This window comes from Bacillus horti, assembly GCF_030813115.1.
GTDB lineage: Bacteria > Bacillota > Bacilli > Caldalkalibacillales > JCM-10596 > Bacillus_CH > Bacillus_CH horti.
The window spans coordinates 36,088-62,123 of sequence record NZ_JAUSTY010000017.1; the positions used below are offsets into that span (position 1 = coordinate 36,088).

Here is a 26,036-nt window from a genome sequence, read left to right on the forward strand (position 1 = left end):
TGAAAACTAGGGGGATGTTAGGATGGAACAGAACAAAACGTTTTATGTCACTACACCAATCTATTATCCAAGCGGTAATTTACACATTGGTCATGCGTACACTACCGTAGCTGGAGATGCCATTAGCCGTTATAAAAGAATGCGTGGCTATGATGTAAGGTATTTAACAGGAACTGATGAGCATGGACAAAAAATCGAACAGGCGGCAGCTAAAGCAGGTAAGCCTCCACAGCAATACGTTGACGAGATTGCTTCAGGTATCAAGGAGCTGTGGAAGAGATTAGAGATCACAAATGATGATTTTATCCGTACAACAGAGGAGCGTCATAAAACGGTCGTACAGGATATTTTCCAGCGGCTTGTGGATCAAGGGGACATTTATTTAGGCGAATACGAAGGCTGGTATAGTGTACCTGATGAAACCTACTATACGGAAACTCAATTAGTAGATGTAGAAAAGGATGCAGGTGGTCAGATTATATCCGCTAAAAGCCCTGACAGTGGTCACCCTGTTGAACTGGTCAAGGAGGAGTCTTATTTCTTTAGGATGAGTAAATATGCGGATCGTTTATTAAAATATTATGAGGAAAATCCTGATTTTATCAAGCCAGAATCACGTAAAAATGAAATGATCAACAACTTCATTAAACCTGGCTTAGAGGATTTAGCCGTTTCCCGCACAACGTTCGATTGGGGCGTTAAAGTACCTGGAAATCCAAAGCATGTCGTCTACGTATGGATTGACGCATTGTCCAACTATATTACCGCGCTAGGCTACGGAAGCAAGGATGATTCCCATTTCCAAACCTACTGGCCGGCGAATGTACACCTTATGAGTAAGGAAATTGTACGCTTCCACACAATCTATTGGCCGATCATGTTAATGGCCTTAGATTTGCCCTTGCCTAAGCAAGTATTTGCTCATGGCTGGCTGCTCATGAAGGACGGAAAAATGTCCAAATCCAAAGGAAATGTTGTCGATCCCGTTACTTTAATTGAGCGTTACGGTCTGGATTCATTGCGTTATTACTTATTACGCGAAGTTCCTTTCGGTTCAGATGGGGTTTTTACACCAGAGGGCTTTGTGGAGCGCATTAACTTTGATTTAGCAAATGACTTAGGAAACCTTCTAAATCGTACAATCGCTATGATCGAAAAATACTTTGATGGGGTTATTCCTACCTATACAGACTCAGAAGGAGAGTTTGAAAAGGCCCTGGTTCAAGCCCATGAGAGTACGGTGAAGGCGTATGAAGAGGCTATGGAGAAACTAGAGTTTTCTGTTGCCTTAAGTACGCTGTGGCAGCTTATTAGCCGAACAAATAAATACATTGATGAAACACAGCCTTGGGCGCTAGCCAAAGACCCAGCTCATCAAAAGCAGCTCGGTGCCGTTATGTTTCACTTGGCTGAATCCTTAAGACGAATTGCTATTCTATTACAGCCTTTTCTTTCTCAATCACCAGCCAAGATTTTTGCCCAGCTAAACGTTCAGGAGGAAGCTCTTAAGACATGGACTAGCTTAGAATCATTCGGACAAATTCCAGCAGGCACAAAAGTAGTCAAGGGAGAGCCAATTTTCCCACGCCTAGACCTTAAAGAAGAGGTGGAGTTTATTAAAGCTAAGATGCAAGGCTCAGCTCCTGTTAAAGACGAGACTACGAACGAGGCAACGCAAAAGGATAACTCCGAAAAACAAGAGCATCAGAGTGAAGAAATTACTATTGATGATTTCATGAAAGTGGATTTACGAGTAGCTGAAATTATTCAAGCAGAGCCTATAAAAAAAGCAGATAAGCTTCTCAAGCTACAGGTTGATTTAGGCTATGAACAGCGTCAGGTTGTCTCAGGGATTGCCGAATACTATAAGCCAGAGGAGCTAGTGGGACGAAAGGTTATTGTTGTAACTAATCTTAAGCCCGTCAAGCTTCGTGGAGAGCTATCACAAGGCATGATTTTAGCAGCTAAAGCGGATGGCAAGCTGTCCTTAGCGACAATAGATCAAAATTTGGCTAATGGCTCTAGTGTAAAATAATGGGCTTCATGTAAATATCATATTTTCTTGTGTTCTATAATCGAACACGATGTTATCAAGGTAACATTCATACTCGAATACTAGAAAGGAGCCTAACATGCTATTTGATACTCATACCCATTTGAACGACAAAGCGTTTGATGAGGATCGCCAGCAGGTGATGCAGCGAGCACAGGAGGAAGGTGTTTCCTTGCTTGTGAACGTAGGCTTTAATCGTGAAACGATTCCCCCAACCCTACAGCTAGCGGAGACTTATGACTTTGTCTATGCTGCTGTTGGTTGGCATCCCCAAGATGCGAGTGATTTCACGCAGGAGCATTTATCTTGGATAGAGGAGTTGGCTTGTACGCATCCGAAGGTCGTAGCTATCGGGGAAATGGGCTTGGATTATTACTGGGACAATGCCCCTCGAGATGTGCAGAAGGACGTATTCAGGCAGCAGATTGCCTTAGCAAAAAGAGTGAAGAAGCCGATCATTATCCATGATCGTGACGCTCATCGAGATGTGGTCGATATCCTTAAAGAAGAAGGGGCGGATCAGGTCGGAGGGATTATGCATTGTTTTGGAGGAAGTGTAGAGATTGCTCAGGAGTGTTTGGACTTAGGCTTCTACATTTCCTTTGGTGGCCCTCTTACGTTTAAAAATGCAAAAAAACCAAAAGAGGTAGCCAAGTACATCCCGTTAGATCGCTTGCTGATTGAAACGGATAGTCCCTATTTAACACCACATCCTTACCGGGGCAAACGTAATGAGTCAAGCTATGTCAAGCACGTAGCCCAAAGCATGGCAGAAATTAAAGAAGTTTCCTATGAAGAGATTTGTCGGATCACTTTAGAGAATGGAAAAAGGGTGTTTGGTCTCAGCTAGTTTTTTGCCCTGTCATACTCTGTCATGATCCCACATAACAGTAAGAGGAATCCCGATGTCGATTCTCCCCGTCGATAAAAGCTTTTTGACAGCTTGCTCCCCATTAGGTTAGAATGGGCAACAGGAAAGGGAGGAGATAAATTCATGATAGGTTCGAGCTTGAAGAAGCTGTGGGGTAAGGTGAGTCAGCCTTATACCAAAAAGCTTCTCATCGTAGCTTGCTTCATCGTGGCCTGTCTTACACTGGTAGCGTTCAGTATCAACGAGGAGTATGATGTCCAAGTGAATCTGAACGGACACGAGATGCAAGTAACGACCCAAGCAAAAACAGTCCAGGAATTGCTCCAGAAACTAGGGATTGCCTACACGTATCAAGATCAAATAGATCCAGAATTAAACACAGAACTTGAATCAGATATGACTATCACGTGGAAACAAGCAAAACAATTATCAGTGATCCGCTATGGAACACTGGAATCCGTTTGGACAACAGCCCAGACGGTTGGAGAATTCATCGAGGAACAAGGAATAGAGCTTGAGGATGAAAATATTGAAGTCAAACCAGATCCTCATCATAGGCTGTATTCAAATCAATGGGTCGAAATAGCAGAAGTCTACGAAACAACCGAGGAGGAGGAATTTACGGTTCCTTATCAAACGGTTCGCAGAGACGACCCAAACATGCTACAGGGTCAAGAGAAGAAGGTTGCAGATGGAAAAGATGGGCTAGGGAAAAATGTTTATCAGGTTTCCTACAGAAATGGCTTTCAAACACAGCGGGAGAAAGTAGAGACGCATGTGATTGAAGAGAAAAAGGATGAAATTGTGGCTGTAGGCACGATGGCTTCCGTTTCTAGGGGAGGATACGTATTTGCACCGAGATCTGTCTTAGAAGATGTAACGTTAACCGCCTACTCTGCAGGGGAGGCACATACGGGAAAAACGGCTGACCATCCTCAGTATGGGATTACTCGCTCAGGAGCACGAGTGGAGGAAGGACGAACGATTGCCGTAGATCCGAATGTAATCCCTTTAGGGACATGGGTATACATTGAAGATATAGGATTGCGTAAAGCCGAGGATACCGGCGGTGCTATAAAGGGGAATAAGATCGACGTTTATTACGATAGTGATAGCACAGCCAGAAATTTTGGTGTAAAAAGGAATTACAAGGTGTACATCATCGGGAAGAACAAGCCGGCAGCTTTAGAGTAAAATATAGGCTAAGTTGTCTCCTGAGGTAAAGGATTAAGCTCATATGAACATAAAAGAGATGATTGTCGTTGAGGGAAGAGACGATACCGCCAATATTCAACGTGCTGTCGTAGCTGATACGATAGAGACGGGTGGATCTGCCATCAATGAAGAGGTGCTCAAACGAATCGAATTAGCTCAGCAGCGTAGAGGGGTTATTATTTTTACCGACCCCGACTACCCTGGCAATCGTATTCGTACGATTATTTCAAAAGCAGTGCCAGGCTGTAAGCACGCCTTCTTGCCTCGAGAGAAAGCATTATCTAAAAAGGGTAAAATAGGTGTCGAGCACGCAACACCGGAAGCGATTAGGCAGGCGTTGTATGACGTGCGCACAGAGCTGATAAACACAGAGAAGCTGGAAACCACCATGGCGTGGTTCCAGCTTTCAAAATATGGTTTGGTGGGTCAGCCTAGCTCACAGCAGCTTAGAGCAAAGCTAGGTGATCGATTGGGGATCGGCTACTGTAACGCCAAACAATTTGAAAAGCGCCTGCAGGCGTTTCGTATCACTCAGGATGAGTTTGAAAAAAAGTATGAAGAAGTGAAACAGGAGATCAGTGATCATGAAGAAGAATGACATAGCTACCCCAAGTCGAACCAAAGAAATTTTGGCTCAGCATGGCTTTATGTTCAAAAAAAGCCTAGGACAAAACTTTATAGTGGAGCGTCAAATTTTAGAGCAAATCGTTTCGGCTGCAGAGCTTTCCGATGATGTGGGCGTCATAGAAATTGGACCTGGAATTGGTGCTTTAACTGAGCAGTTAGCCAAGCGCGCTGGTAAGGTTTTAGCCTTTGAAATTGATCAAAGACTTGTTCCTGTTTTAGCTCAAACCCTAGCTCCCTACCCCAACATCCAAATTATTCATCAAGATATTCTGAAGGCTGACTTACAACAGCTAGTTGAGGAGCATCTAGGCCAGTTCTCTCGTAAAAGCGTGGTGGCCAACCTGCCGTATTACATTACTACGCCTATTCTCATGCATCTTCTAGAAGCTAAGCTAGACCTTGAACAAATTGTTGTAATGATTCAAAAAGAAGTGGCAGAGCGCCTCGCTGCAGAGCCGGGAACCAAGGATTACGGTTCTCTTTCAATCGCTGTGCAGTACTTTGCGGAAGCGCGTATTGAGCGTATTGTTCCTAAGTCTGTTTTTGTACCTCAGCCTAATGTCGATTCAGCGGTCATTAGTCTCCGACTTAGAGATAAACCACTTGTAGAAGTACAGGATGAGGACTACTTTTTCAGACTTATCAGAGCGAGCTTTGCTCAGCGTAGAAAAACCCTTCTGAACAACCTTCATACGTTTATTGAAGGAAGAATGTCTAAGGAAGAGCTGCAGGCTGTCTTAGAACGTATAGACATCGATGGAAAACGTAGGGGAGAGACACTGTCTATTCAAGAGTTTGCTAAGCTGAGCGATGTATTAAGGGCTTTAAAGGCTTAGCATGTGGAAGGCTCAATCCGTCTAGCCATACCCAGCAACTTTTGTTGCTGGGCTTTATTTCGTGATAAAATAATGAAAACTAGGTAAGCGGAGGATGGTGGAGCATGAACAAGCATAGAATTTATACAACAAGTGTCGCAGGTGTCTATCCCCATTATGTTACGAAAGCGGAGAAAAAAGGCCGGACGAAGACAGAAGTCGATGAAATCATCCGTTGGCTGACAGGATATAGTCAGGAGGAGTTTGAAGCCCAACTGGAAAAACAAACAGATTTTGAAACCTTCTTTGCGGAAGCGCCAGGGATGAATCCATCACGGAATTTGATCAAGGGTGTGATCTGTGGTGTCCGAATAGAAGAGATCGAAGAAACAACTATGCGAGAAATCCGCTACCTCGATAAGCTGGTCGATGAGCTAGCAAAAGGAAAAGCGATGGAGAAGATTTTGCGAAAGCAATAGTTATAAGAGAGATGCTATAGAGATAAAACAATGACATACACCTAACCTTCATCATTTGCATACGGTAGTAGCAGAGGAGGTTGGAGTATGTCTTTTAAGGTTGGAGATATTGTAGGGAGAAAATCGTATCAAGTCGATATTCATTTTCGGATCATTGCCATAGATCATAAGACACAGGAGGCAGAGCTTAAAGGCATTGATATGAGACTGTTTGCCGATGCTCCTCTCGAGGATTTGGTGCGCATCGATGACGACACACGAGATAAGCTACGCGAGCTCGACGAGCAAAGAACTTCAAGCTCAGTGGAGCAGATCAAACAGGACAGGGAGAGCTCGGAAGGTGAGGGTGACGGCTTCTTCGAGCTCCCGGGCCGTGTGTTGCATATGGATGGGGATGCGAATTATCTTAAGAAGTGTATGGAGGTCTACCGGGAGCTAAACATTCCTGTTTATGGGATTCATATGCCGGAAAAGGAAATGCCAGATCGTGTCACAGAGCTTCTGAACCAGCTCCGTCCAGAGATTTTAATTATGACTGGACATGATGCCTACAGCAAAACAAAAGGGGAGAGAAATGATCTCAAAGCGTATCGCCATTCTAGCTACTTTTGCGAGGCTGTAAAGCTAGCTAGAGAATATGAGCGTCATCGGGATAATCTGATTATCTTTGCAGGAGCCTGTCAATCGCATTTTGAGGCCCTTATTTCCTCCGGAGCCAACTTTGCTAGTTCTCCTGAGCGAGTGAATATTCATGCCTTAGATCCCGTTTTTATTGTGGAAAAGGCTTGTTATACATCGATTGATCAAATCATTAATGTCAAACAGATTCTGCATTATTCTGTCACTGGTAGCTCAGGCTTAGGTGGCATTGATACAAGAGGAACATACAGAATGGGGAAGCCCAAGTTGAAATAGGGACAATTCATGACCCGCATATGCACCACCTTACAAGCACTTTCACAAAAAATTGTGGGGTGTTTTTTGTTGTTTGTCCACATATTTTGTCAAATTTACGGAAATCATAAAAAAGTAATTGACAACTAAATTGTCCTCTTGCTATAATGTATAATTTGCTTGACTTTTTGGGCGGGACATGGTACAATCATTTCGAGTGAGGTGGTAGTAGGATGGGAAGAAATGCGTTAGTAGATATCAAACGCAGTTTGGATGAGCACATCGGCTCGCGAATTTTACTAAAGGCGAACGGCGGTCGCCGGAAAACCGTTGAAAGAACAGGGGTGTTAGAAGAAACATATCCTTCTGTTTTTATCATCAAGCTAGATGAAGAACAGCATGCTTTTAAACGAGTTTCTTACAGCTACGCAGATATACTCACAGAGACGGTTGAACTAACCGTATATCAAGACAACCAAGAACAAATTCGAATCACATATGTGAAACAGTAGACTTCCTTTGGGGTCTACTTTCTTTATGTTCAGAGCATACTATAGATATCGTTTCTATAAAGGGGGCTAGAATCATGGGTAGAAGACGTGGGATCATGTCAGAAGCGTTGAAATATGAATTAGCCAAAGAGCTAGGATTTTATGATACCGTCCAGCAAGAGGGATGGGGAGGAATTCGAGCACAGGATGCCGGGAACATGGTCAAACGCGCGATTGAAATAGCTCAGCAAAGTCTTGTACAGCAGAACCATAAACAAGAATAGAAACGATACGGGGCTAAACCAGCCCCGTTTTTTTGTACTTTCAGAATTTATATGTTTTGCAGGTAGATAGTATAAGAAAAACTAAGGCTTTCGCCAGGACTTGGCGATAAGCCAAGTTTTTCTAATAGGAGTATGATTAGCCATTTATTAGTTTTCTAATGCATAAGGATTTTTCCCCTAGCTATGGTCAACTTTCTTAAGGAATGGTAAAATGTTAGGGCAATCTGGGGAAATGTGGTGACAAGACATGAACGTATCCTATAAGGCTCCGGCTAAAATAAACTTAACACTAGATGTTTTACATAAAAGAGATGACGGTTATCATGAAGTAGAAATGGTCATGACGACTATTGATTTAGCAGATCAGTTACATTTTACTTTACGAGAGGATAAAAAAATTATATTGGACTGCTCAGCAAGCTATGTCCCAACGGATCAGAGGAATCTTGTATATCAGGTAGCTAAACTGCTTCAGGAGCGCTTTGGTGTGGAACAAGGGGTGTCCGTCTACATTGAGAAGAATATTCCTGTTGCTGCGGGGCTAGCAGGTGGATCAAGTGATGCAGCGATGGCCATCAAAGGATTAAATGAACTGTGGAAGCTTAATCTATCGATAGAGCAAATGGCTGAAATTGGAGCAGAGATTGGCTCAGATGTTCCTTTTTGCATTTATGGGGGGACAGCTTTAGCTACTGGTCGAGGAGAGATTATTCATCCTCTACCTTCTCCGCCTCCTTTTTGGGTGATCCTAGCCAAGCCACCTATCGGGGTGTCTACAGGGAACATCTATCGAAAGCTTAAGGCAAGTGAAATAACGGAGCATCCGAACACGGAACGGATGATTGAAGCCATTAAGGAGAAAGACTTTCCTACGATGGCAGCTACACTAGGTAATGTCCTAGAGGAAGTCACCTTGAAGGAGCACCCTCAGGTTCAGAGGATCAAGGAAAGAATGCAGAAGGATGGAGCGGATGGGGTGCTAATGTCAGGCAGTGGCCCTACCGTTTATGCCATTACACAGAAGGAATCCAAGGTACAACGCCTGTATAACGCTTTGAAGGGTTTCTGTCGGGATGTGTACGTCGTACGTTCTATCGGTGAGAGAAAATAGCTTGATAAAAAACGTATAAAAATGGTATAGTACCTTCATAATATTCGGGTTTAGGAGGTTATTGTACGTGAAAAAATTACGTCGCAGTGCTAGAATCGCAGATATGACCCAGTATCTGCTAGAGAAACCTCACCTCCTGATTCCTCTGACCTATTTTTCTGAACGCTATGGTTCAGCTAAATCCTCGATTAGTGAGGACTTACAAATTATTAAAGAAGTGTTTGAACTAGAGCAGCTTGGAGAACTTAAAACACTACCAGGAGCAGCTGGTGGTGTTAAATATATGCCGAAGGTAAGCATGGAACAAGCGAAAAAATGGGTAGAGGAGATTCGAGTTGGGTTAGAGGACTCATCGAGAATCCTACCAGGCGGCTATTTATACATGTCGGACTATTTACATCAGCCACAGATCGTGAATCAGCTGGGCAAAATCTTTTGCTCTGCCTATCATGGACTGGATGTGGACTATGTAATGACTGTTGAAACGAAAGGGATTCCCTTAGCGTACGCAACGGCACAGTACTTAAATGTCCCGATTATTATTGTTCGTCGTGATAATCGGGTAACAGAGGGTTCAGTTGTAAGTATTAATTATGTGTCAGGGTCTAGCAAGCGTATACAAACGATGTCCCTTTCACGTAGAGCGCTTCCGGCCAACGCTAAAGTCCTCATTATGGACGATTTTATGAAGGCGGGAGGCACCATACGCGGTATGATGGATCTCCTGCTTGAGTTCCAAGCTGAGGTCGTAGGGACATGTGTTTTTGTAGAAGCGGAGCACAAAGAAGAAAGGCTAGTGGATCAAGTTCGTTCTTTGATTCGAATTAAGCATATTGACTCAACAAACAAGCAAATTACGATGGAGACAGGAAGTCTCTTTGACAACCTAGAGTAGAGTCTTTAGGAGTTCGAAAATAAATACTATGAACCAACTAATGAAGGTGCAGGTTAAGGTTTTCTTTTGAAAAAAGAGAGCCAAACCTGCACCTTTAATATAGAATAGGCTTTAGGAAGGAATGTTGGATAAACTCCTCTTTCTAAAAAGATATTCCCTTTGACAAGGATTTTTTTACCATTCAAAAAGACGTAATCAAATAAAAAATGGAGGTATGTACACATGACAGTAAAAAAAGTAGTACAAACAAACGAAGCCCCGCAAGCTATTGGACCATATTCTCAAGCGATGCAAGTAGGGGAGTTCCTATTTACATCAGGCCAAATTCCATTGAATAAGGAAGGAGAGCTTGTAGAGGGTGGTATTCAAGAACAGACCAAACAAGTCATCGAAAACCTAATTGCTGTCCTAGCGGCAGCTGGTTATAGCTTGTCCGATGTTGTCAAAACCACCGTATTTATTAAGGACATGAACGAGTTTGTAGCCCTTAATGAAACGTATGAATCCTACTTTGGATCAACAAAACCAGCTCGTTCTACTGTCGAGGTGGCTAGACTTCCTAAGGACGTAAAAGTCGAGATAGAATGCATAGCTGTGAAAAGTTGACGCATAAATGTGAAAAAAATGTGAAATGTGCGAAATTTTTTTGATTTGGAAGAAGGAGTTTTTCCCACCTTTGTTGAATTTTATTCTCAAGACTTTTATTTTGGTAAAAGGTGGTGAAAAGCATGGAAATTACCGACGTTAGACTTCGCCGTGTAAATACGGACGGAAGAATGCGAGCAATTGCTTCTATCACTATTGACAACGAGTTTGTCGTACATGACATTCGCGTCATTGATGGGAACAACGGAATGTTCGTAGCGATGCCTTCAAAACGCACTCCAGATGGAGAGTTTCGAGATATTGCACATCCAATATCTTCTACGACACGTGAGAAGATTCAAGACGCTGTTTTAGCTGAGTATGACGCAGCAGGCGAACATGCAGAGGAATTACAGGTGGAAGAAGCTGGGGCATAATTCAATACGGCAAAGAGGGGGATTCAACCAAAGTTGAGTCTTCTTTTTTTATTTTAAGCAGAAAAATTAAGGCTTACGCTCAAGGGCTTGACGATAAGCCAAGTTTTTCTAAGGTATGATCCGTCTAAGGCTGTATTCATAGGGTTGGATGAAGAGCCTTAGTTTTTATAATGGGCGTTCGATTCTTGAAAAATGAGAGAGATTAAGATATAGTCAGAAAGAATAAATCGTTTCGTGGAGGTTTATATGAACGATAGATATGCACTGATCTTAGCAGCAGGTAAAGGGACAAGAATGAAATCCAAGAAGTATAAGGTGCTTCATCCTGTTTGCGGTAAACCAATGGTTCAGCATGTGGTTGATGCCGCCAAGCGAATGAATCCACAGAAAACTATTTTGGTTGTGGGTCATGGAGCAGAGGATGTTCGCCAGCAGCTAGGTCCTGACGTAACCTACGTGCTTCAAGAGCAACAGCTAGGAACGGGGCACGCTGTCAAGGTAGCTAAGGATCAGCTAGAAGGAAAGCAGGGACATACCCTCATTTTGTATGGAGACACCCCTTTAATTACAGCAGAAGTACTAGAGGAGCTTATTCAATTTCATGAAGAGGAGCAAGCAATTGTCACCATTTTAACAGCCAATATGGATAATCCTACTGGCTATGGTAGAATTGTTCGTGATCGGCATGGAAATGTGCTCAAGATTGTAGAGCACAAGGATGCCTCTACTCAGGAAAAGGAAATCCAAGAGATTAATACAGGGATTTATTGCTTTAGTAATGAGCATCTAGTAAACACCTTAGACAAATTAACGAATCAAAATGCCCAGGGAGAGTATTACATCACCGATTGTATTGAGATTTTAAAGAAACAAAATCATAAAGTGGCTGCTTTTCTAACAGAGGATACGGATGTCACACACGGCGTAAATGATAGAATCGCTTTAGCGGAAGCAGAAAAGCTGATGCGTTTGCGCATTAATAAGCAGCATATGCTCCAAGGAGTTACGATTATAGATCCTGAAAATACGTATATCGGACCCGATGTTACGATCGGCATGGACACGACCATCTTGCCCGGCACTATTTTATCGGGACACACGGTCATTGGAGAGGACTGCGTGATTGGACCTTACGCAGAGCTTCGTCATGTACACATTGGTGACGGTGTTGCGATTGAGTATGCTGTTTTAGTAGAGAGTGAAGTGGGTGATACCACTACAGTTGGTCCTTACGCTTATATTCGCCCAGGTTCTAGCATAGGAAAAGGAAGTAAAATCGGCGATTTTGTAGAGATTAAAAATTCGACGATTGGAGATGGAGCAAAAATTCCACATCTCAGCTATGTAGGAGACGCAGATATAGGAGCGAAGGTTAATATGGGCTGTGGCTCACTCACCGTTAACTATGACGGTTCACAAAAGCACCGTACTGTTGTGGAGGAAGGAAGCTTTGTAGGCTGTAATGTGAATCTTGTGGCTCCTGTACAGATTGGTCCTGGAGCGTATATTGCAGCAGGATCGACCATTACCGACTCTATGCCTGGAGATAGCTTTGCCATCGCACGTCAACGTCAAGTAACAAAGGAAAACTACGCACAAAAGCTAAAGGAAAAAAAGAAGACTAAATAAGGCTTATCATATTCGTACATGCTTTAGTAGCTCGTACACATCCTGATCAAGTCTACTAGATCGAAACAACAAACTCGGAGGTTAGTAGGAATCATGGCCAATTATCGCGACCCAAAGTTGAAAGTTTTCACCTGTAATTCAAACCCAGCACTTGCCTTACAAATATGCGAGCATATCGGTGTTACCTTAGGGAAAGCCAATGTCAATCATTTTAGTGATGGAGAAATTGCTGTTCATATTAATGAAAGTGTTCGGGGGGCAGACGTCTTTGTAATTCAATCCACCTGTGCTCCAGTAAATGATAATATCATGGAGCTTCTTGTGATGGTGGACGCTCTGCGCCGAGCATCAGCTAAAAGTATTAATGTAATGATTCCATACTATGGCTACGCAAGACAGGATAGAAAAGCACGAGCAAGAGATCCAATCACAGCAAAACTAGTGGCCAACTTAATTCAAGTGGCTGGTGTAAATCGTGTAATTACCATGGACTTGCACGCCACACAGATCCAAGGTTTCTTCGATATCCCTGTGGATCATCTTTTAGGAGTTCCGATTTTAGCTGAATACTTTCTAGAAAAAGATTTGAAGGATGTCGTAGTGGTATCCCCTGATCATGGTGGTGTGACACGTGCTCGAAAGCTAGCTGAGCGTTTGAAGGCTCCGATTGCTATTATTGATAAGCGTAGACCACAACCAAACGTAGCTGAAATTATGAACATTGTTGGTCATATTGAAGGAAAAACGGCTATCCTTATTGATGACATCATCGATACAGCAGGAACCATCTCGCTAGCAGCGAATGCGTTAGCAGAAAGTGGTGCTAAAGAAGTGTACGCTTGCTGTACACATCCTGTGCTGTCTGGCCCAGCGATGGAACGTATCAGTGCATCTAAAATTAAAGAGCTTATAGTCACAAATACCATCCCACTCTCTGAAGAAAAACAAAACGATCAGATTACGGTGCTTTCCGTTGCCTCTTTATTAGGGGAAGCGATAATTCGTGTCCATGAGGAGCTTTCTGTAAGTAAGCTTTTTGATTGAACATAAACCTCGAGTTCTTAACCTATAACGATAGTAAGTCTTTGTCCGGTTCTCTCAAGGTTTGTTCCTCCTCCTTCAGGGGAATAGTATTAGATAACGATGAAAAGGAAGGGTGAGGTGTCATGCAAACGTTACAGGCAGAGCAACGGGAAAGCCTTCAAAAGTCATACATGAACGAGCAGCGTAGTTTAGGAAAGGTTCCCGCTGTAGTATATGGGAGAAATATAGACAGTACCTCTATATTCGTAGAAGAGGCAGAGCTAATTAAACTCATACGGGATCACGGCAGTAATGTGTTGGTTCAACTAAAATGGGGTAGTGGTTCATCCACAGTAATGATTGTAGATGTTCAGAAAAACCCACTGAAGGAACAGGTGGTTCATGTAGACTTTCAGGAAATTAATCTGAAGCAAAAAACCATTGTAGAAGTCCCTATAGAGTGGGTAGGAGAAGAAGCAGTCATGAAGGATAAAGCCGTGCTCCAGAAGCAGGCGCATGTGCTTGAAGTAGAGACTCTTCCAGCAGATATTCCTGAACGTATCCAAATAGATGTGAGCAAAATGGAAATCGGTGACCAACTAACGATTGCTGATGTACAAGTGGAGGGTAACTTCGAGCTTGTAGCCGATCAAGAAACGGTCATAGTTTCTGTGCTTCCACCTACTCTAGAAACGGATCCTGAAGAGCCGCAAATTGATGAAGAAGCAGAGCCAGCTCTGGTTGAAGGTGAAGAGGAGAGCACTGATAAAGCAGAGGAGAAGGAAGAAAACGAATAAATTGTCCTTCCCTAGTTCCCCTTTTGCCTCAAAAAGTATACAATAGGAAATAAATAAGCAAGGCGTAACCATTTCGGTTGCGCCTTAAATGTATGTTTGCGACAACGCCCTACTACTTAAACAGTCACACTAGGGTGAGGATTAACATGTGACCGATAGATGATAACATACATGGAAATTTGGCGCTGAGGAAGCGCTTTAGTCAGATGTAGGAATGGTAAGGGGTTGAAAATATGAAGCTAATCGTAGGATTGGGAAATCCAGGTCCCAAATATGAGCTAACACGTCATAATATTGGTTTTTTATCCATTGACTATATCGCTGATGAACTAGGTCTGGATTTAAATAAAAGCAAGTGGAAGGGATTATACGCAGAGGGTGTTTATCAAGGGGAAAAAATTATTTTGCTGAAGCCCATGACCTTTATGAATCTATCAGGTGAGTCCATTCAAGAGGTCATGAACTTTTACAAAATTCCAGTAGAGAATATTCTCATCATCTTTGATGATTTGGATCTGCCGTTTGGGAAAATTAAGCTGCGGTATAAAGGGAGCTCAGGTGGACATAATGGGCTAAAATCGATTATTGCTCACTTAGGTACAGATCAATTTAAGCGCATAAAGATGGGTATTGGTCGACCTGAATTCGGGGATACCGTTTCCTATGTCCTAGGTCAGTTTCCTTTGGAGCAACAGGATACGCTAGAAGAAATGCTGGCCCATGCCTCTAAAGCTAGTACCGCTTTTATAGGGGAAGATGATTTTACTAAAGTGATGAATAAGTACAATGGGTAGACACGTATAGTATAGATGTAGCGAATGAGATGCCCCTTTTTGAGACATACTAGAGAATGACTTAAAAATGGATGAGGGGTTGTTCCATCATGTCCTATCGGTATGTCTGCCGTTACTGTAATCAACAGCTTGGATTGCTGACAAATAACCAACTAAATGAACAAGAGCTAGGGTTTCATACCCTATCTCCTGAGGAGAAAGAGAATATTTTGAAGAAACAAGAGAATGGTGACACTCATGTCCACATCGTTTGTGAACATTGTCAGGATACGATTCAACGTCATCCTGAATTATTACTACATCCTAACATCCTACAATAGCATGCGGATCAGCCTTAGGTTTTCTAAGGCTTCTTTGTAGTTAAAGAGATGGAGTTACAGCAGAGAGGAGGATATTATGCAACAAATCCTACAGCATTTTTCCAAAGGGGAGGACTTCCAGCACGTACTAACAGCTCATCAAAAAGGCATTCAAGAGCAATTAGTGTCCGGCCTAAGTGGTTCTTCTAAGTCCTTATTTATTAGTTCTTTTCTACAAGAGCAGGATCATTCTATCTTAGTGGTCACTCACAATTTATTTCATGCTCAAAAACTATATGAAGATTTAATAGAGTGGTTGGACGAAGACGACATACAGCTTTATCCTGTTAACGACCTTATCTCATCCGACATTGCTACCGCCAGCCCTGAGCTTAAGGGACAGCGTATTCAGGTTCTGAATCAATTGTTGAAGGGAAGAAAAAGTGTAGTCATTGTCCCTTTAGCTGGAGTACGACGCTTTCTTCCTCCTGTAGCTGATTGGAAAAATGCGAGTGTAACGTTACAGTGGGGACAAGACTTAGATCTTGAAGCCTTTCAACAGCATCTTTTGTATCTAGGATATGAAAGAGTAGGAATGGTCGAAAGGCAAGGGGAGTATAGTATCAGGGGAGGAATCCTAGATCTTTATCCAGCATCTGAAGCGGCTCCTATTCGTATTGAGCTTTTTGATACGGAAATTGATTCTATTCGTACCTTTGATTTGTCTACCCAGCGCTCTCTGGAAACGATGAAGCAGGTAGCCATTGGTCCAACGGTAGAGCTTCTAGTTCGTCCGGAGCATTTTGCTTACGCAAAAGCAAACATTGAAAAAGCGCTACAGGTGCAGCTACAGAAAACGGCTGATCAGCAGGTTCAGGATAAGCTTGTAGAGAATATTGGTTGGGAATTGGAGCAGCTACAACAAAACAGTGTATTTCAGAGTCTATATAAGTACGTGTCTTGCTTGTATCCAAAGCCAAGTACAATTATTGATTATCTACCCTCCAAAGCGGTGGTGCTATTTGACGAGCCTGCTAGAATTATAGAGTCAGAGGAATACTACAAAAAAGAAGAATTAGATTGGAAAATGTCTCTCGTTCAAACAGGGGAGTATTTGTCAGACCTAAGTATGGCCTATCCTTTTGAAGAATGGAGAGCGAATTTGAAGCGTCCTGTTCTGCATGTCTCCTTATTTTTGCGACAGTTAGCTCAGATTCAGCCTCAAAATATCGTCAACTTCACCTCGAAATCCATGCAAAATTTTCATGGACAGATTCCAATCATTAAAGGAGAGGTATCTAGGTGGCAAAAAAGCAGGCAGGCGGTCATTTTCTTAGCTAGTGATGAGGAAAGAGCGAAGCGCATGGTGCGAGTCTTAGAAGACTTTGATATTAATGTGAATATTCATGTTCCTGACAGGATCCAGGTGGGTGTAGAGCCTCTTATTATGATTGGTCGACTACATGCTGGCTTTGAGCTGCCCCTTCATCAGCTTGTTGTGGTTACAGAATCTGAAATTTTCACGAAGCAGCAAAAAAAGAAAAGCAGAATGCAAAAGCAGTTATCCAATGCGGAAAGAATCAAAAACTACTCCGAATTAAATGTGGGCGATCATGTGGTCCACATCAACCATGGAATCGGAAAATATTTAGGGATTGTTACCCTGGAGATTGATGGAGTTCATAAGGATTACTTACATCTTAAATACTCTGGAAACGACAAGCTGTATGTTCCTGTAGAGCAAATTGATCAGGTGCAGAAGTACGTAGGTGGCGATGACCACGAGCCAAAGGTATATTCACTTGGGGGAAGTGACTGGAAGAAGGTTAAGAGTAAGGTCGAATCCTCTGTTAAGGATATTGCTGCCGATTTAATCAAGCTTTACGCTAAACGAGAAGCAACAGAAGGCTTTCCCTTCGCCAAAGACTCTGATATGCATCAGGAATTCGATTCTCTTTTCCCTTATCAGGAAACAGAGGATCAATTAAGAGCGATCGAGGAAATCAAAAAGGATATGGAAAAAAGCAGACCGATGGATCGTTTGCTGTGCGGGGACGTGGGCTACGGCAAGACTGAAGTAGCCATACGAGCTGCGTTTAAAGCGGTCATGGATGGTAAGCAGGTGGCCATTCTAGTACCAACTACGATTCTTGCCCAGCAGCATTATGAAACGATGCGTGAGCGCTTTATCGACTATCCGATTGGAATAGAGGTGCTGAGTCGCTTCCGTTCAAGAAAAGAACAGAACCAAACGATTAAAAAGCTTAAAACTGGTCTGGTTGATATTGTCATAGGAACACATCGTCTGCTGTCCAAGGATTTAGAGTTTAAGGATTTAGGATTATTAATCGTGGACGAGGAACAGCGTTTTGGAGTGTCTCATAAAGAAAAGATCAAGCAATTAAAAGAGAATATTGACGTATTAACGCTGACCGCCACACCGATTCCTAGAACCTTACACATGTCCATGCTAGGGGTTCGTGATCTATCTGTTATTGAAACACCACCTGAAAATCGTTTTCCGGTTCAGACGTATGTGGTGGAATACAACGGAGCCTTAGTTCGAGAAGCGATCGAAAGAGAGCTATCGAGAGGAGGGCAGGTCTACTTTCTATTTAATCAGGTACAGGGGATTGAGCAAATGGCAGAACAAATTCGCATGCTTGTCCCTGATGCAAGAGTAGCGATCGCCCATGGTCAAATGAAGGAATCTGAGCTAGAAGGGGTTATGATCGATTTTCTAGAGGGAGAATTTGATGTTCTTGTAAGTACTACGATTATTGAAACGGGCGTAGATATTCCAAATGTAAATACGCTTTTGATTTACAATGCGGATAAAATGGGCTTATCCCAGCTTTACCAGCTTCGTGGACGTGTGGGGCGTTCTAATCGTATGGCGTATGCCTACTTTACGTATCAAAGAGACAAGGTTCTTACAGAGGTAGCTGAAAAACGATTGCAGGCTATCAAGGAATTTACAGAGCTAGGCTCAGGCTTTAAAATCGCTATGCGGGACCTGTCCATACGTGGCGCAGGAAATTTACTAGGAGCCGAGCAGCACGGTTTTATTACATCCGTAGGTTTTGATCTGTACTCTCAATTATTGAAGGAAGCTATTGATGAACTTAAAGGCGAAAAGCCCCAGCAGCAAAAGCCTCAGCTTGAGGTTGACTTGCATGTAGATGCGTATATTCCAGAAACGTATGTTAAGGATGGAAAGCAAAAAATCGAAATGTATAAAAAGGTACACGCTGTACAAACGCTTGAAGATGTGCAAGAATTGGAAGAGGAATTCCTGGATCGCTTTGGCCATCCACCAGAGCCTGTAGCTCGTCTTTTCATTGTTGCCCGATTAAAAGGCTATGCGATGAAACTAGGGATGGAATCTCTTATTCTCAAAAATGACACATTAAAAATGATGTTTCACGCAAGCCAAAATGATAAGATAGACGGGGGTCGTTTATTTCATATTGCCAATCAGTACGGTCGGAGAGTGGGGCTTATCTCAGATCGTCAAATCGGGATATCATTTAAAACAAAAGGTCTACCAGAGGGTGAATGGCTGACTTTAGTTGAACAGTTTGTTACCCAGCTAGATCAAGAAAACATCTTGAAAGGAGAAGAAAAGCATGCGTTATAAAAAAGGCTTACTTATACTCATGATGCTTGCCCTGGTATGGGTCATCGCAGCATGTAACAACAATACGGATGGTAATGGAGAAAACACGGAGGAAGGGGAGGGAAATCCAGAGCTTCCTGTCCAAGGAGAGGAAGTTGCGTTTCCTGAGCTTGACCTAACAAACCTTGGAGCAGACGCACTTGTAGCTGAGTATGAAGGTGGAGAGGTCAATGGAGAAGAAATGGCTCGCTTTTTAGCGCTTCAGGGCTTCATTAACCCAGCACAGGCTCAAATTAATAACGATGAGTTTCGTCAAGAAGCAGTTAATTTTGTGGTGATGCAAAGCATTCTTGCTCCTCAAGTGGAGAACGACGAATGGTCATCCGAGCAAATGGAACAGTTTTGGAGCAATTTTGAGCAACAATACGGAGAAGAGAAGCTAGAGGAAGCGTATTCGAATCTCCAAAGCAGTGAAGAGCAGCTGAAGGACAGCCTATTTCATTACTTCCTAACGATTGATTACTTTAGACAGCAGGCTACTGAAGAGGATGCCCAAGCGATGTATGATGAGTATATTATGGACTTAACCATGGTCGATGTCCGTCATATTCTAATCAATATTGAGGATCGTACTGAGGAAGAAGCTAAGGAAATCGCTGACGACCTATATGCTCAGCTTCAAGCTGGCGCTGATTTTGCTGAATTAGCTACTGAGCATTCAGATGATACAGGAAGTGCAGCTAATGGTGGACTAATTGAAGGCTTCCCTGTGACTCAATTTGTTCCAGAGTTTGCTGATGCGTCCTATAATCAAGAAATCGATGAGATTGGTGAGCCTGTTCAGACTCAATTTGGCTACCATATTATTCGTGTAGAGGATCGTCAAACTCAGTCCTTTGAAGAGCTTAGCGAATTTTTATATAGCCAGTTGGCCGAGGAAAAGTTAAATCAATATTACATCGAAACATTACCTGATCAAATTATTGAGGTTCATCTATAATAGGACAAGCTAAGAGAAGTTGTCTGCCTAACATGGAAGAAGCAGTCCTGTGAGCACAGCTCACAGACTGCTTCCTTGCATTTGTATAGCTTTTTTCCTAAATCATGTATCTGCTGAATGTTTATATGATGGAATACAAGCAAATGAGCATAAAGAGAAATTTTTACACCCTCGATGCTTAAAAATAGGGAATATGGGAAAAGTAAGAAAAGCCACTTATATCGAACCCACAGCAACGAGACAGGTTCTGATGTAAACGGATTTAACTTTTTCTCAGCAAGGACCAATTACATCTTAGAAAGAGGGTTTTAATGAGTATGAAAGCTACAGGAATTGTTCGTCGTATTGATGATCTTGGGAGAGTGGTGATTCCTAAGGAAATTCGACGCACATTACGCATAAGAGAAGGAGATCCCCTAGAAATTTTTGTGGATCGTGAAGGAGAAGTGATTCTAAAGAAATATTCCCCAATTGGAGAGCTAGGGGATTTTGCCAAAGAATATGCCGATGCACTTTATGAAAGCTTAGGACATGTAACTTTAATCTCTGATCGTGATGCCATTATTGCTGTATCTGGAGTTTCTAAAAAGGAATATCAAGACAAAACGGTAGGTCAAGTGATTGAAACCAGTATGGAAGAAAGAAAAACCATAGTCGAAGATACAAAAGGCACATACGAAATTTGTAAGGAAGTGCAGGATGAATACACATCGCTTTGTGTCGCTCCTATCGTTTCGGGTGGAGATCCGATTGGTGCCGTCGTTTTATTGAGTAAAAAAGATGGGGTCAAAATGGGGGATATTGAAACAAAGCTAACCGAAACTGCAGCAGGATTTCTAGGGAAACAAATGGAGCAATAAGACATTCGCTAAATCCCTACTGACCCCGTGCCATGAAGTGGTACGGGGTTACCTATTGTTTAACTGACTATACAGAGTTCATAAAGTGTTTTTACGCCTTATCACGCTTGTATGTGATTGTATGATATAATGTTTGCAGTTTGGCAGGAGAGGAGAAAATCAAAACATGTCGGGGCAGGATAAAACAAAACTATTACTTAAAGGAACGGCTATACTGGCTATCGCGGCATTGCTTTCTAAGATGCTAGGAGTCGTATACCGAATTCCTTATCAAAATATTACAGGGAATCTAGGCTTCTATGTGTACCAGCAGGTATATCCTCTATACAGTCTGCTTCTCATTTTAGCTACAGCAGGTTTCCCTATAGCCGTTTCTAAGCTTGTGGCAGAGCGCTTAGCTTTAGGAGACCAAGAGGGAGCAAAACGAGTTTTTAGAGTATCGACCGTCGTTTTATCTCTCACAGGTGTATTTTTCTTTTTACTTCTCTACTTCACTGCTCCTGTAATTGCAGGATATATGGAGGATGAGCGCCTCATTATGCCGATTAGAAGTGTGTCCTATGCCCTTTTAGTAGTTCCGGTCATGGCCGCTATTCGAGGCTATTTTCAAGGGCATCAAAATATGATTCCAACGGCTGTGTCTCAAATCGTGGAGCAAATCATTCGAGTAGTGACGATCCTTGCGTTAAGCTACTGGTTTATACAAAATTCTTATGATGAATATTATGCAGGAGCGGGAGCTGTCTTTGGCGCCTTTACAGGGGCTGTAGCCGCCTTGCTTGTCCTTTTATTATTCTGGAAGAGAGTGAAGAAAACAACGCAAGAAACCGTAAAGGAAGGCCAACAAACAAAGGTTTTCGAGCAGGAATCAGCCTGGGTTCTTATGAAAAAAATACTTTATTTAGCCATTCCAATTTGCTTAGGAGCCATGGTTCTTCCGTTATTTCAATTGGTGGATGCATTTTCCTTCGTTAAGATTTTAATCAATTCTGGATGGGAAGCGGAATTATCAAGAGAGCTTAAAGGAATTTTTGATCGAGGACAACCCCTCGTTCAATTTGCTGCTTTCTTTGCTACAGCATTATCTCTAGCTCTTGTACCTTCTATTTCAGAGGCACACGCTAGAAAGGATACAGGATTGATTGCCGCGCGTTCTGAAATTGCAATGAGACTCACTCTATTTATTGGACTAGGAGCTTCCTTCGGTCTAGCTACATTAGCAGGTCCTGTAAATATCATGCTATATAAGACGGATGAAGGGACAACAGCTCTTGCCATCCTAGCGTTTACAACCGTTTTTTCTACACTGGGTATTACGTCTGGAGCTATTTTACAAGGATTAGGACAGGTCATTATACCTGCTAGGAATTTATTTATTGGTGTTATTGTCAAAACGATTCTAAATATCTTATTGATTCCGATATGGGGAATTGAAGGAGCAGCAGCTGCTACAGTTGCCGCTTATGCTGTTGCTACTATACTTAACCTAATCGCGTTATATCAATATACAGGCTTACAAGTATCGTTTAACAAATTCTTTAGTAAACCAGTGTTTGCCGTTCTAGCGATGACTTTATTCGTATGGTTGAGCATGAAGGGTCTATCCCTAGGATTGGCTAATATCATCTCACATGAAAGACTATTATATTCGTTTGTAGCGTTAGTAGCGGTCTTGATTGGAGTTGCTGTGTTTGGGGTAGCGCTTCTCCGTTTTGGAGCGGTAACGAAAGAGGAGCTAGTTAACATTCCGAAAATCAATAAGCTCATCCCTATTTTACAGAGACTGAAGCTATTAAAATAATCTAGATTAGATGTATTTTTCACACAAATGGAGAGAGGTAGTAAGCTGTTTGGCGGAAAACAGGTTAAACGAGCCTATATGGAAGGGAGAGCTGATATGTACTCGATTCATGTACTTGGGCTAGGAGCAGGAGATCTACAGCAAATGACGCTTGGTGTGTATAAGGAAATACAGCAGGCTAAGCAGCTTTATCTTAGAACAAAGGAGCATCCTGTTGTACAGGAGCTAGAGGAGCAAGGGCTTCAGTATCAAGCCTTTGATGCGATTTATGAGCAGCACGAGCAGTTTGAGCAGGTTTACCAGCACATCACTGACGCTTTGTTTGCCGCCGTAAAGCAGCATCATGTCATCCATTATGCTGTTCCAGGACATCCCCTTGTAGCGGAAAAAACCGTTCAGCTTCTATTAGAGCAAGCGGCGCACCAGCAATGCCAGATCAATATTCTTGGGGGGCAGAGCTTCTTAGATCCGTTATTAGCTAGTATTCAGGTAGACCCTGTAGAAGGCTTAGGCTTCCATGATGCGTTAAGACTGCAAGCTCATCACTTGCAGCCTCAGCAGCATACGGTCATTACTCAAGTGTATGACAGTTACGTGGCTTCAGAGGTAAAGCTTACACTTATGGACATTTTTCCGGATGAGCATCCCATCACCGTCGTTCAGGCGGCAGGGAGCAGTCAGGAAAAGCTGCTCTCTATCCCACTCTATGAGTTAGATCGAATCACTCTTCTTAGTAATCTAACAGCCCTATATGTTCCGCCTACACAGGAGCCTGAGGCGGTAAATAGGCAATATTATCGCTCTAGAGAGATTTTTCGTCAGCTACGAGGACCAGATGGCTGCCCTTGGGATAAAGAGCAAACCCATCAAAGCTTAACCAAATATTTACTAGAGGAAGCTAGTGAGGTTGTACAGGCTATTGAAGAGGGTGATATTGATCATCTTGTGGAAGAGCTAGGAGATGTACTCCTGCAGGTTTTCCTGCACGCTCAGATCGGTGAGGACGAGGGTTTATTTAACATGGAGGATGTCATTCAGTCCCTTAATGATAAAATGATTCGACGTCATCCGCATGTGTTCGGACAGAAAAAGCTAGAACAAGCCGAAGATGTTATAGAGCAGTGGGAGCGCATTAAGCGTGAGGAACAGCAGGGAAAATAAAAAAATGCTCAAAAAAATATTTTTTTGTTTAAAAAAGAAGGATTTCAAGAACAAAGAACGAATATCTTTTTGAGAAAGGGAGGTATTATCAATGAACAAAACTGAATTGGTAACCAATATTGCTCAAAAGAGCGGATTAACTAAGAAAGACGTTGAAACTGTAATTAATGGACTTTTAGATGAGATTACTGGGGCACTTTCAAAAGGTGACAAAGTACAATTTGTTGGATTCGGTACGTTCGAAACTCGTAAGCGTGCTAGCCGTTCTGGACGTAATCCTCAAACTGGACAAGTTATCGAAATCCCTGAAACAACTGTTCCTGCTTTCAAAGCTGGTAACAAACTTAAAGACGCTGTAAAATAATGCGTTTAGATAAGTTCTTAAAGGTTTCACGTTTAATCAAGCGTCGGACACTGGCCAAAGAGGTTTGTGATCAAGGGCGAATCGAGATTAACCAGAAGCCTGCAAAAGCGAGTCAGCTCATTCAGATAGGGGACGAAATGACGATTCGCTTTGGTCAAAAGCTTGTCACCGTAAGAGTGGATGATATTAAAGAGTCCTCTCGTAAGGAAGAAGCTGCTGACATGTATACCGTTCTATCTGAAACCCCTATATCAGCTTCGTCTGATGATGAGGATGGAATCTAATAGCGACTGCGCTTAGAGAAAATCTCTTTTTTCGAAACGTTTATTCGTTTGGAAGAAGGGATTTTCTTTTTTTGTTCTATAGAGTGAAGATTCTGTGTCTGGTAGTTCTAAATCTAGACCCTGTCCCATAACATGTACTAATAAAAAGGAGGGACAGGTACGATGATGGAACAAAATCGCTTAAATCGGCCAGAACCAAAAGCTCACGAAATTAAAATGCTGAATCGCAAAAAAATGGAAATCAGCGGTGTCATCAATGTAGAAAGCTTTGATAGCGAAGAATTTTTACTAGAAACAGAGGGTGGATATTTAGCTATTCGGGGACAAAACCTGCATATGAAAAACTTAAATGTAGAAAATGGTCTAGTGTCTATTGAAGGCTATGTGATAGATATGGCGTACGTTGATCATTCCTCGTCCGGAGATAAAGCTAAAGGAATCTTTAGCAAGTTATTTAAATGACGCTCAGTATTCAAGCTCTGACGATGCTTCATATGATAGGAGCAGGGTTATTTCTAGGAATAAGCTATGATACGTATGCCCGTTTACGTTTAAAAAAGAAGTCCTGGCTTATACTGACACAAGACCTGTTATTTTGGATGATCAATGGAATGATCGTTTTCTTATGGCTTCAGTTCGTCAACACTGGACAGATGAGAGTGTACATCTTTTTGTCCCTTATCTGTGGCTATGCTGCTTATCAGGCTCTTTTTGGAGGCTTCTATCGAAAAGGACTAGAAGGTATCCTTCAGCTGTTACATTGGAGCTACAAGACCCTGAGGCAGATCGTTAGAATTTTCCTTATTATTCCTATTGTATGGTTATATAAAATCATTTCTATCGTTATTCTTTTTATTTTGGGTGCTGTCGCTTCCATATTCAAATTTCTATATAAGATCATGGCCTTCCTCCTTCGTCCCTTTGGCGTATGGGGTAAAGCGTTATGGCATAGGTGGAGGCCAAATTCATCAAAATCACCTCCAACAGATGATCCTGAGCAGAAAAATAGGACTTTAGGAGGTGAAGGATTTTTGAAAAATATAGCGAACTGGTTGTATAAGAGTAAAAAATAGGGTATATAACTTAATAGATATAGATTTTTAAAAGCCAGTCCATACAGAAAAGAAGAATATTAGACGAATATGCTTTAGTATGAAAAGACCTGTGCCTTGGGAATAAAAAACAGGATGGTAAATGTTATGCAGAATCAAGCCCCATATTCAACCCACAACTATCCATCTTCGTCAGGACCAATTAAAAAGACAAAACCTAATCCTGATGAGGTTGAAATAAAAAGAAAACGGAGCAAACGCTTGAAATGGTTCGGTGCTTTTATGCTGCTCTTCTTTATTTGGGCGGGCACCACCTATATGGATCAAAAATCAGCGATTGAAGAAAAAAGAACTGAGCTTGAAGCGATCCAGCAGAAGGTTGCTCAGATTAATGAGGAACAGTCTGAGCTGCTTTATCAGGTTAAAAGATTGAATGATCACGACTATATCGCTGAGATTGCTAGAAAAGATTACTTTTTATCGCGTCCAGGCGAGGTTATCTTCAGAATTCCTGAAAAATAATAGAAAGCACTTAATCGCTTTCATTGACACGCTTTTCGCCATTCAAGTATAATATATTATATTAGCTAATCTTT

At 42.2% G+C, this 26,036-nt stretch carries 28 protein-coding genes; all 28 read left to right on the top strand.

Annotation, left to right across the window (positions count from 1 at the left end; all coding sequences use genetic code 11):
• The first annotated feature begins 22 nt into the window (after nucleotides 1-22).
• The 28 genes from metG (at nucleotide 23) to J2S11_RS17210 (ending at nucleotide 25,962) form a co-directional block, all read left to right on the top strand.
• Entirely contained in the window at nucleotides 23-2,035 is a 2,013-nt protein-coding gene (metG, locus tag J2S11_RS17075) for a methionine--tRNA ligase (protein WP_307396579.1), read from the top strand.
• Nucleotides 2,036-2,132: 97 nt separating this feature from the next.
• Complete coding sequence (locus J2S11_RS17080) at nucleotides 2,133-2,903, top strand: TatD family hydrolase (protein WP_307396581.1); 771 nt, start codon at nucleotides 2,133-2,135, stop codon at nucleotides 2,901-2,903.
• A 144-nt stretch (nucleotides 2,904-3,047) separates the two neighbouring features.
• The gene (locus J2S11_RS17085) at nucleotides 3,048-4,118 is read left to right on the top strand and encodes a 3D domain-containing protein (protein ID WP_307396583.1); all 1,071 of its coding nucleotides are present in this window, start codon (nucleotides 3,048-3,050) and stop codon (nucleotides 4,116-4,118) included.
• Nucleotides 4,119-4,161: 43 nt separating this feature from the next.
• Nucleotides 4,162-4,737: a ribonuclease M5 gene (gene rnmV / locus J2S11_RS17090; RefSeq protein ID WP_307396586.1), complete on the top strand. Its 576-nt coding sequence runs from the start codon at nucleotides 4,162-4,164 to the stop codon at nucleotides 4,735-4,737.
• The gene (rsmA, locus tag J2S11_RS17095; RefSeq protein ID WP_307396589.1) at nucleotides 4,724-5,602 is read left to right on the top strand and encodes a 16S rRNA (adenine(1518)-N(6)/adenine(1519)-N(6))-dimethyltransferase RsmA; all 879 of its coding nucleotides are present in this window, start codon (nucleotides 4,724-4,726) and stop codon (nucleotides 5,600-5,602) included. Before rnmV ends, rsmA begins: the two co-directional genes overlap by 14 nt.
• Nucleotides 5,603-5,706: 104 nt before the next feature.
• Nucleotides 5,707-6,060: a DUF2200 domain-containing protein gene (locus J2S11_RS17100; RefSeq protein ID WP_307396591.1), complete on the top strand. Its 354-nt coding sequence runs from the start codon at nucleotides 5,707-5,709 to the stop codon at nucleotides 6,058-6,060.
• Between the two features lie 87 nt (nucleotides 6,061-6,147).
• On the top strand, nucleotides 6,148-6,975 hold the full coding sequence (yabG, locus tag J2S11_RS17105; protein ID WP_307396593.1) for a sporulation peptidase YabG: 828 nt from the start codon (nucleotides 6,148-6,150) through the stop codon (nucleotides 6,973-6,975).
• A 212-nt stretch (nucleotides 6,976-7,187) separates the two neighbouring features.
• The gene (gene veg / locus J2S11_RS17110; protein ID WP_307396595.1) at nucleotides 7,188-7,466 is read left to right on the top strand and encodes a biofilm formation stimulator Veg; all 279 of its coding nucleotides are present in this window, start codon (nucleotides 7,188-7,190) and stop codon (nucleotides 7,464-7,466) included.
• 74 nt (nucleotides 7,467-7,540) lie between these two features.
• A complete protein-coding gene (locus J2S11_RS17115; RefSeq protein ID WP_307396597.1) occupies nucleotides 7,541-7,729 on the top strand; it encodes a small, acid-soluble spore protein, alpha/beta type in 189 nt (62 codons plus the stop codon).
• Between the two features lie 247 nt (nucleotides 7,730-7,976).
• Nucleotides 7,977-8,840, top strand: coding sequence for a 4-(cytidine 5'-diphospho)-2-C-methyl-D-erythritol kinase (gene ispE / locus J2S11_RS17120; RefSeq protein WP_307396599.1), 864 nt, complete (start codon nucleotides 7,977-7,979; stop codon nucleotides 8,838-8,840).
• A 67-nt stretch (nucleotides 8,841-8,907) separates the two neighbouring features.
• A complete protein-coding gene (purR, locus tag J2S11_RS17125; RefSeq protein ID WP_307396601.1) occupies nucleotides 8,908-9,735 on the top strand; it encodes a pur operon repressor in 828 nt (275 codons plus the stop codon).
• Nucleotides 9,736-9,957: 222 nt separating this feature from the next.
• Nucleotides 9,958-10,341, top strand: a complete 384-nt coding sequence (locus J2S11_RS17130; RefSeq protein ID WP_307396603.1) for a RidA family protein — start codon at nucleotides 9,958-9,960, stop codon at nucleotides 10,339-10,341.
• A 122-nt stretch (nucleotides 10,342-10,463) separates the two neighbouring features.
• Nucleotides 10,464-10,757 carry a septation regulator SpoVG gene (spoVG, locus tag J2S11_RS17135; protein WP_307396605.1) on the top strand — a complete coding sequence of 98 codons (294 nt, stop codon included), beginning with the start codon at nucleotides 10,464-10,466 and terminating at the stop codon, nucleotides 10,755-10,757.
• A gap of 246 nt (nucleotides 10,758-11,003) precedes the next feature.
• Nucleotides 11,004-12,386 carry a bifunctional UDP-N-acetylglucosamine diphosphorylase/glucosamine-1-phosphate N-acetyltransferase GlmU gene (gene glmU, locus J2S11_RS17140; protein WP_307396607.1) on the top strand — a complete coding sequence of 461 codons (1,383 nt, stop codon included), beginning with the start codon at nucleotides 11,004-11,006 and terminating at the stop codon, nucleotides 12,384-12,386.
• Nucleotides 12,387-12,479: 93 nt separating this feature from the next.
• Nucleotides 12,480-13,430: a ribose-phosphate diphosphokinase gene (locus J2S11_RS17145; protein WP_307396610.1), complete on the top strand. Its 951-nt coding sequence runs from the start codon at nucleotides 12,480-12,482 to the stop codon at nucleotides 13,428-13,430.
• Nucleotides 13,431-13,552: 122 nt separating this feature from the next.
• On the top strand, nucleotides 13,553-14,206 hold the full coding sequence (locus J2S11_RS17150) for a 50S ribosomal protein L25/general stress protein Ctc (protein ID WP_307396612.1): 654 nt from the start codon (nucleotides 13,553-13,555) through the stop codon (nucleotides 14,204-14,206).
• Between the two features lie 233 nt (nucleotides 14,207-14,439).
• Nucleotides 14,440-15,000, top strand: coding sequence for an aminoacyl-tRNA hydrolase (gene pth / locus J2S11_RS17155; RefSeq protein WP_307396615.1), 561 nt, complete (start codon nucleotides 14,440-14,442; stop codon nucleotides 14,998-15,000).
• A gap of 89 nt (nucleotides 15,001-15,089) precedes the next feature.
• Entirely contained in the window at nucleotides 15,090-15,320 is a 231-nt protein-coding gene (locus J2S11_RS17160) for an anti-sigma-F factor Fin (RefSeq protein WP_307396617.1), read from the top strand.
• A gap of 76 nt (nucleotides 15,321-15,396) precedes the next feature.
• A complete protein-coding gene (mfd, locus tag J2S11_RS17165) occupies nucleotides 15,397-18,939 on the top strand; it encodes a transcription-repair coupling factor (protein ID WP_307396618.1) in 3,543 nt (1,180 codons plus the stop codon).
• Nucleotides 18,929-19,918 (top strand): peptidylprolyl isomerase, encoded by a 990-nt coding sequence (locus J2S11_RS17170; RefSeq protein WP_307396620.1) that lies wholly within the window; start codon nucleotides 18,929-18,931, stop codon nucleotides 19,916-19,918. Before mfd ends, J2S11_RS17170 begins: the two co-directional genes overlap by 11 nt.
• Before the next feature lie 317 nt (nucleotides 19,919-20,235).
• A complete protein-coding gene (gene spoVT, locus J2S11_RS17175) occupies nucleotides 20,236-20,778 on the top strand; it encodes a stage V sporulation protein T (RefSeq protein ID WP_307396682.1) in 543 nt (180 codons plus the stop codon).
• A gap of 166 nt (nucleotides 20,779-20,944) precedes the next feature.
• Nucleotides 20,945-22,579 carry a putative polysaccharide biosynthesis protein gene (locus J2S11_RS17180; protein ID WP_307396622.1) on the top strand — a complete coding sequence of 545 codons (1,635 nt, stop codon included), beginning with the start codon at nucleotides 20,945-20,947 and terminating at the stop codon, nucleotides 22,577-22,579.
• A gap of 96 nt (nucleotides 22,580-22,675) precedes the next feature.
• On the top strand, nucleotides 22,676-23,740 hold the full coding sequence (locus J2S11_RS17185) for a MazG family protein (RefSeq protein ID WP_307396624.1): 1,065 nt from the start codon (nucleotides 22,676-22,678) through the stop codon (nucleotides 23,738-23,740).
• Between the two features lie 91 nt (nucleotides 23,741-23,831).
• A complete protein-coding gene (locus tag J2S11_RS17190; protein WP_307396626.1) occupies nucleotides 23,832-24,104 on the top strand; it encodes an HU family DNA-binding protein in 273 nt (90 codons plus the stop codon).
• On the top strand, nucleotides 24,104-24,388 hold the full coding sequence (locus tag J2S11_RS17195; RefSeq protein ID WP_307396628.1) for an RNA-binding S4 domain-containing protein: 285 nt from the start codon (nucleotides 24,104-24,106) through the stop codon (nucleotides 24,386-24,388). The genes J2S11_RS17190 and J2S11_RS17195 overlap by 1 nt, the downstream gene beginning before the upstream one ends.
• Nucleotides 24,389-24,550: 162 nt before the next feature.
• On the top strand, nucleotides 24,551-24,850 hold the full coding sequence (gene yabP / locus J2S11_RS17200; protein ID WP_307396630.1) for a sporulation protein YabP: 300 nt from the start codon (nucleotides 24,551-24,553) through the stop codon (nucleotides 24,848-24,850).
• Nucleotides 24,847-25,461 (top strand): spore cortex biosynthesis protein YabQ, encoded by a 615-nt coding sequence (yabQ, locus tag J2S11_RS17205; protein ID WP_307396631.1) that lies wholly within the window; start codon nucleotides 24,847-24,849, stop codon nucleotides 25,459-25,461. Before yabP ends, yabQ begins: the two co-directional genes overlap by 4 nt.
• A 126-nt stretch (nucleotides 25,462-25,587) precedes the next feature.
• A complete protein-coding gene (locus J2S11_RS17210) occupies nucleotides 25,588-25,962 on the top strand; it encodes an FtsB family cell division protein (protein ID WP_307396633.1) in 375 nt (124 codons plus the stop codon).
• Nucleotides 25,963-26,036 lie beyond the last annotated feature (74 nt).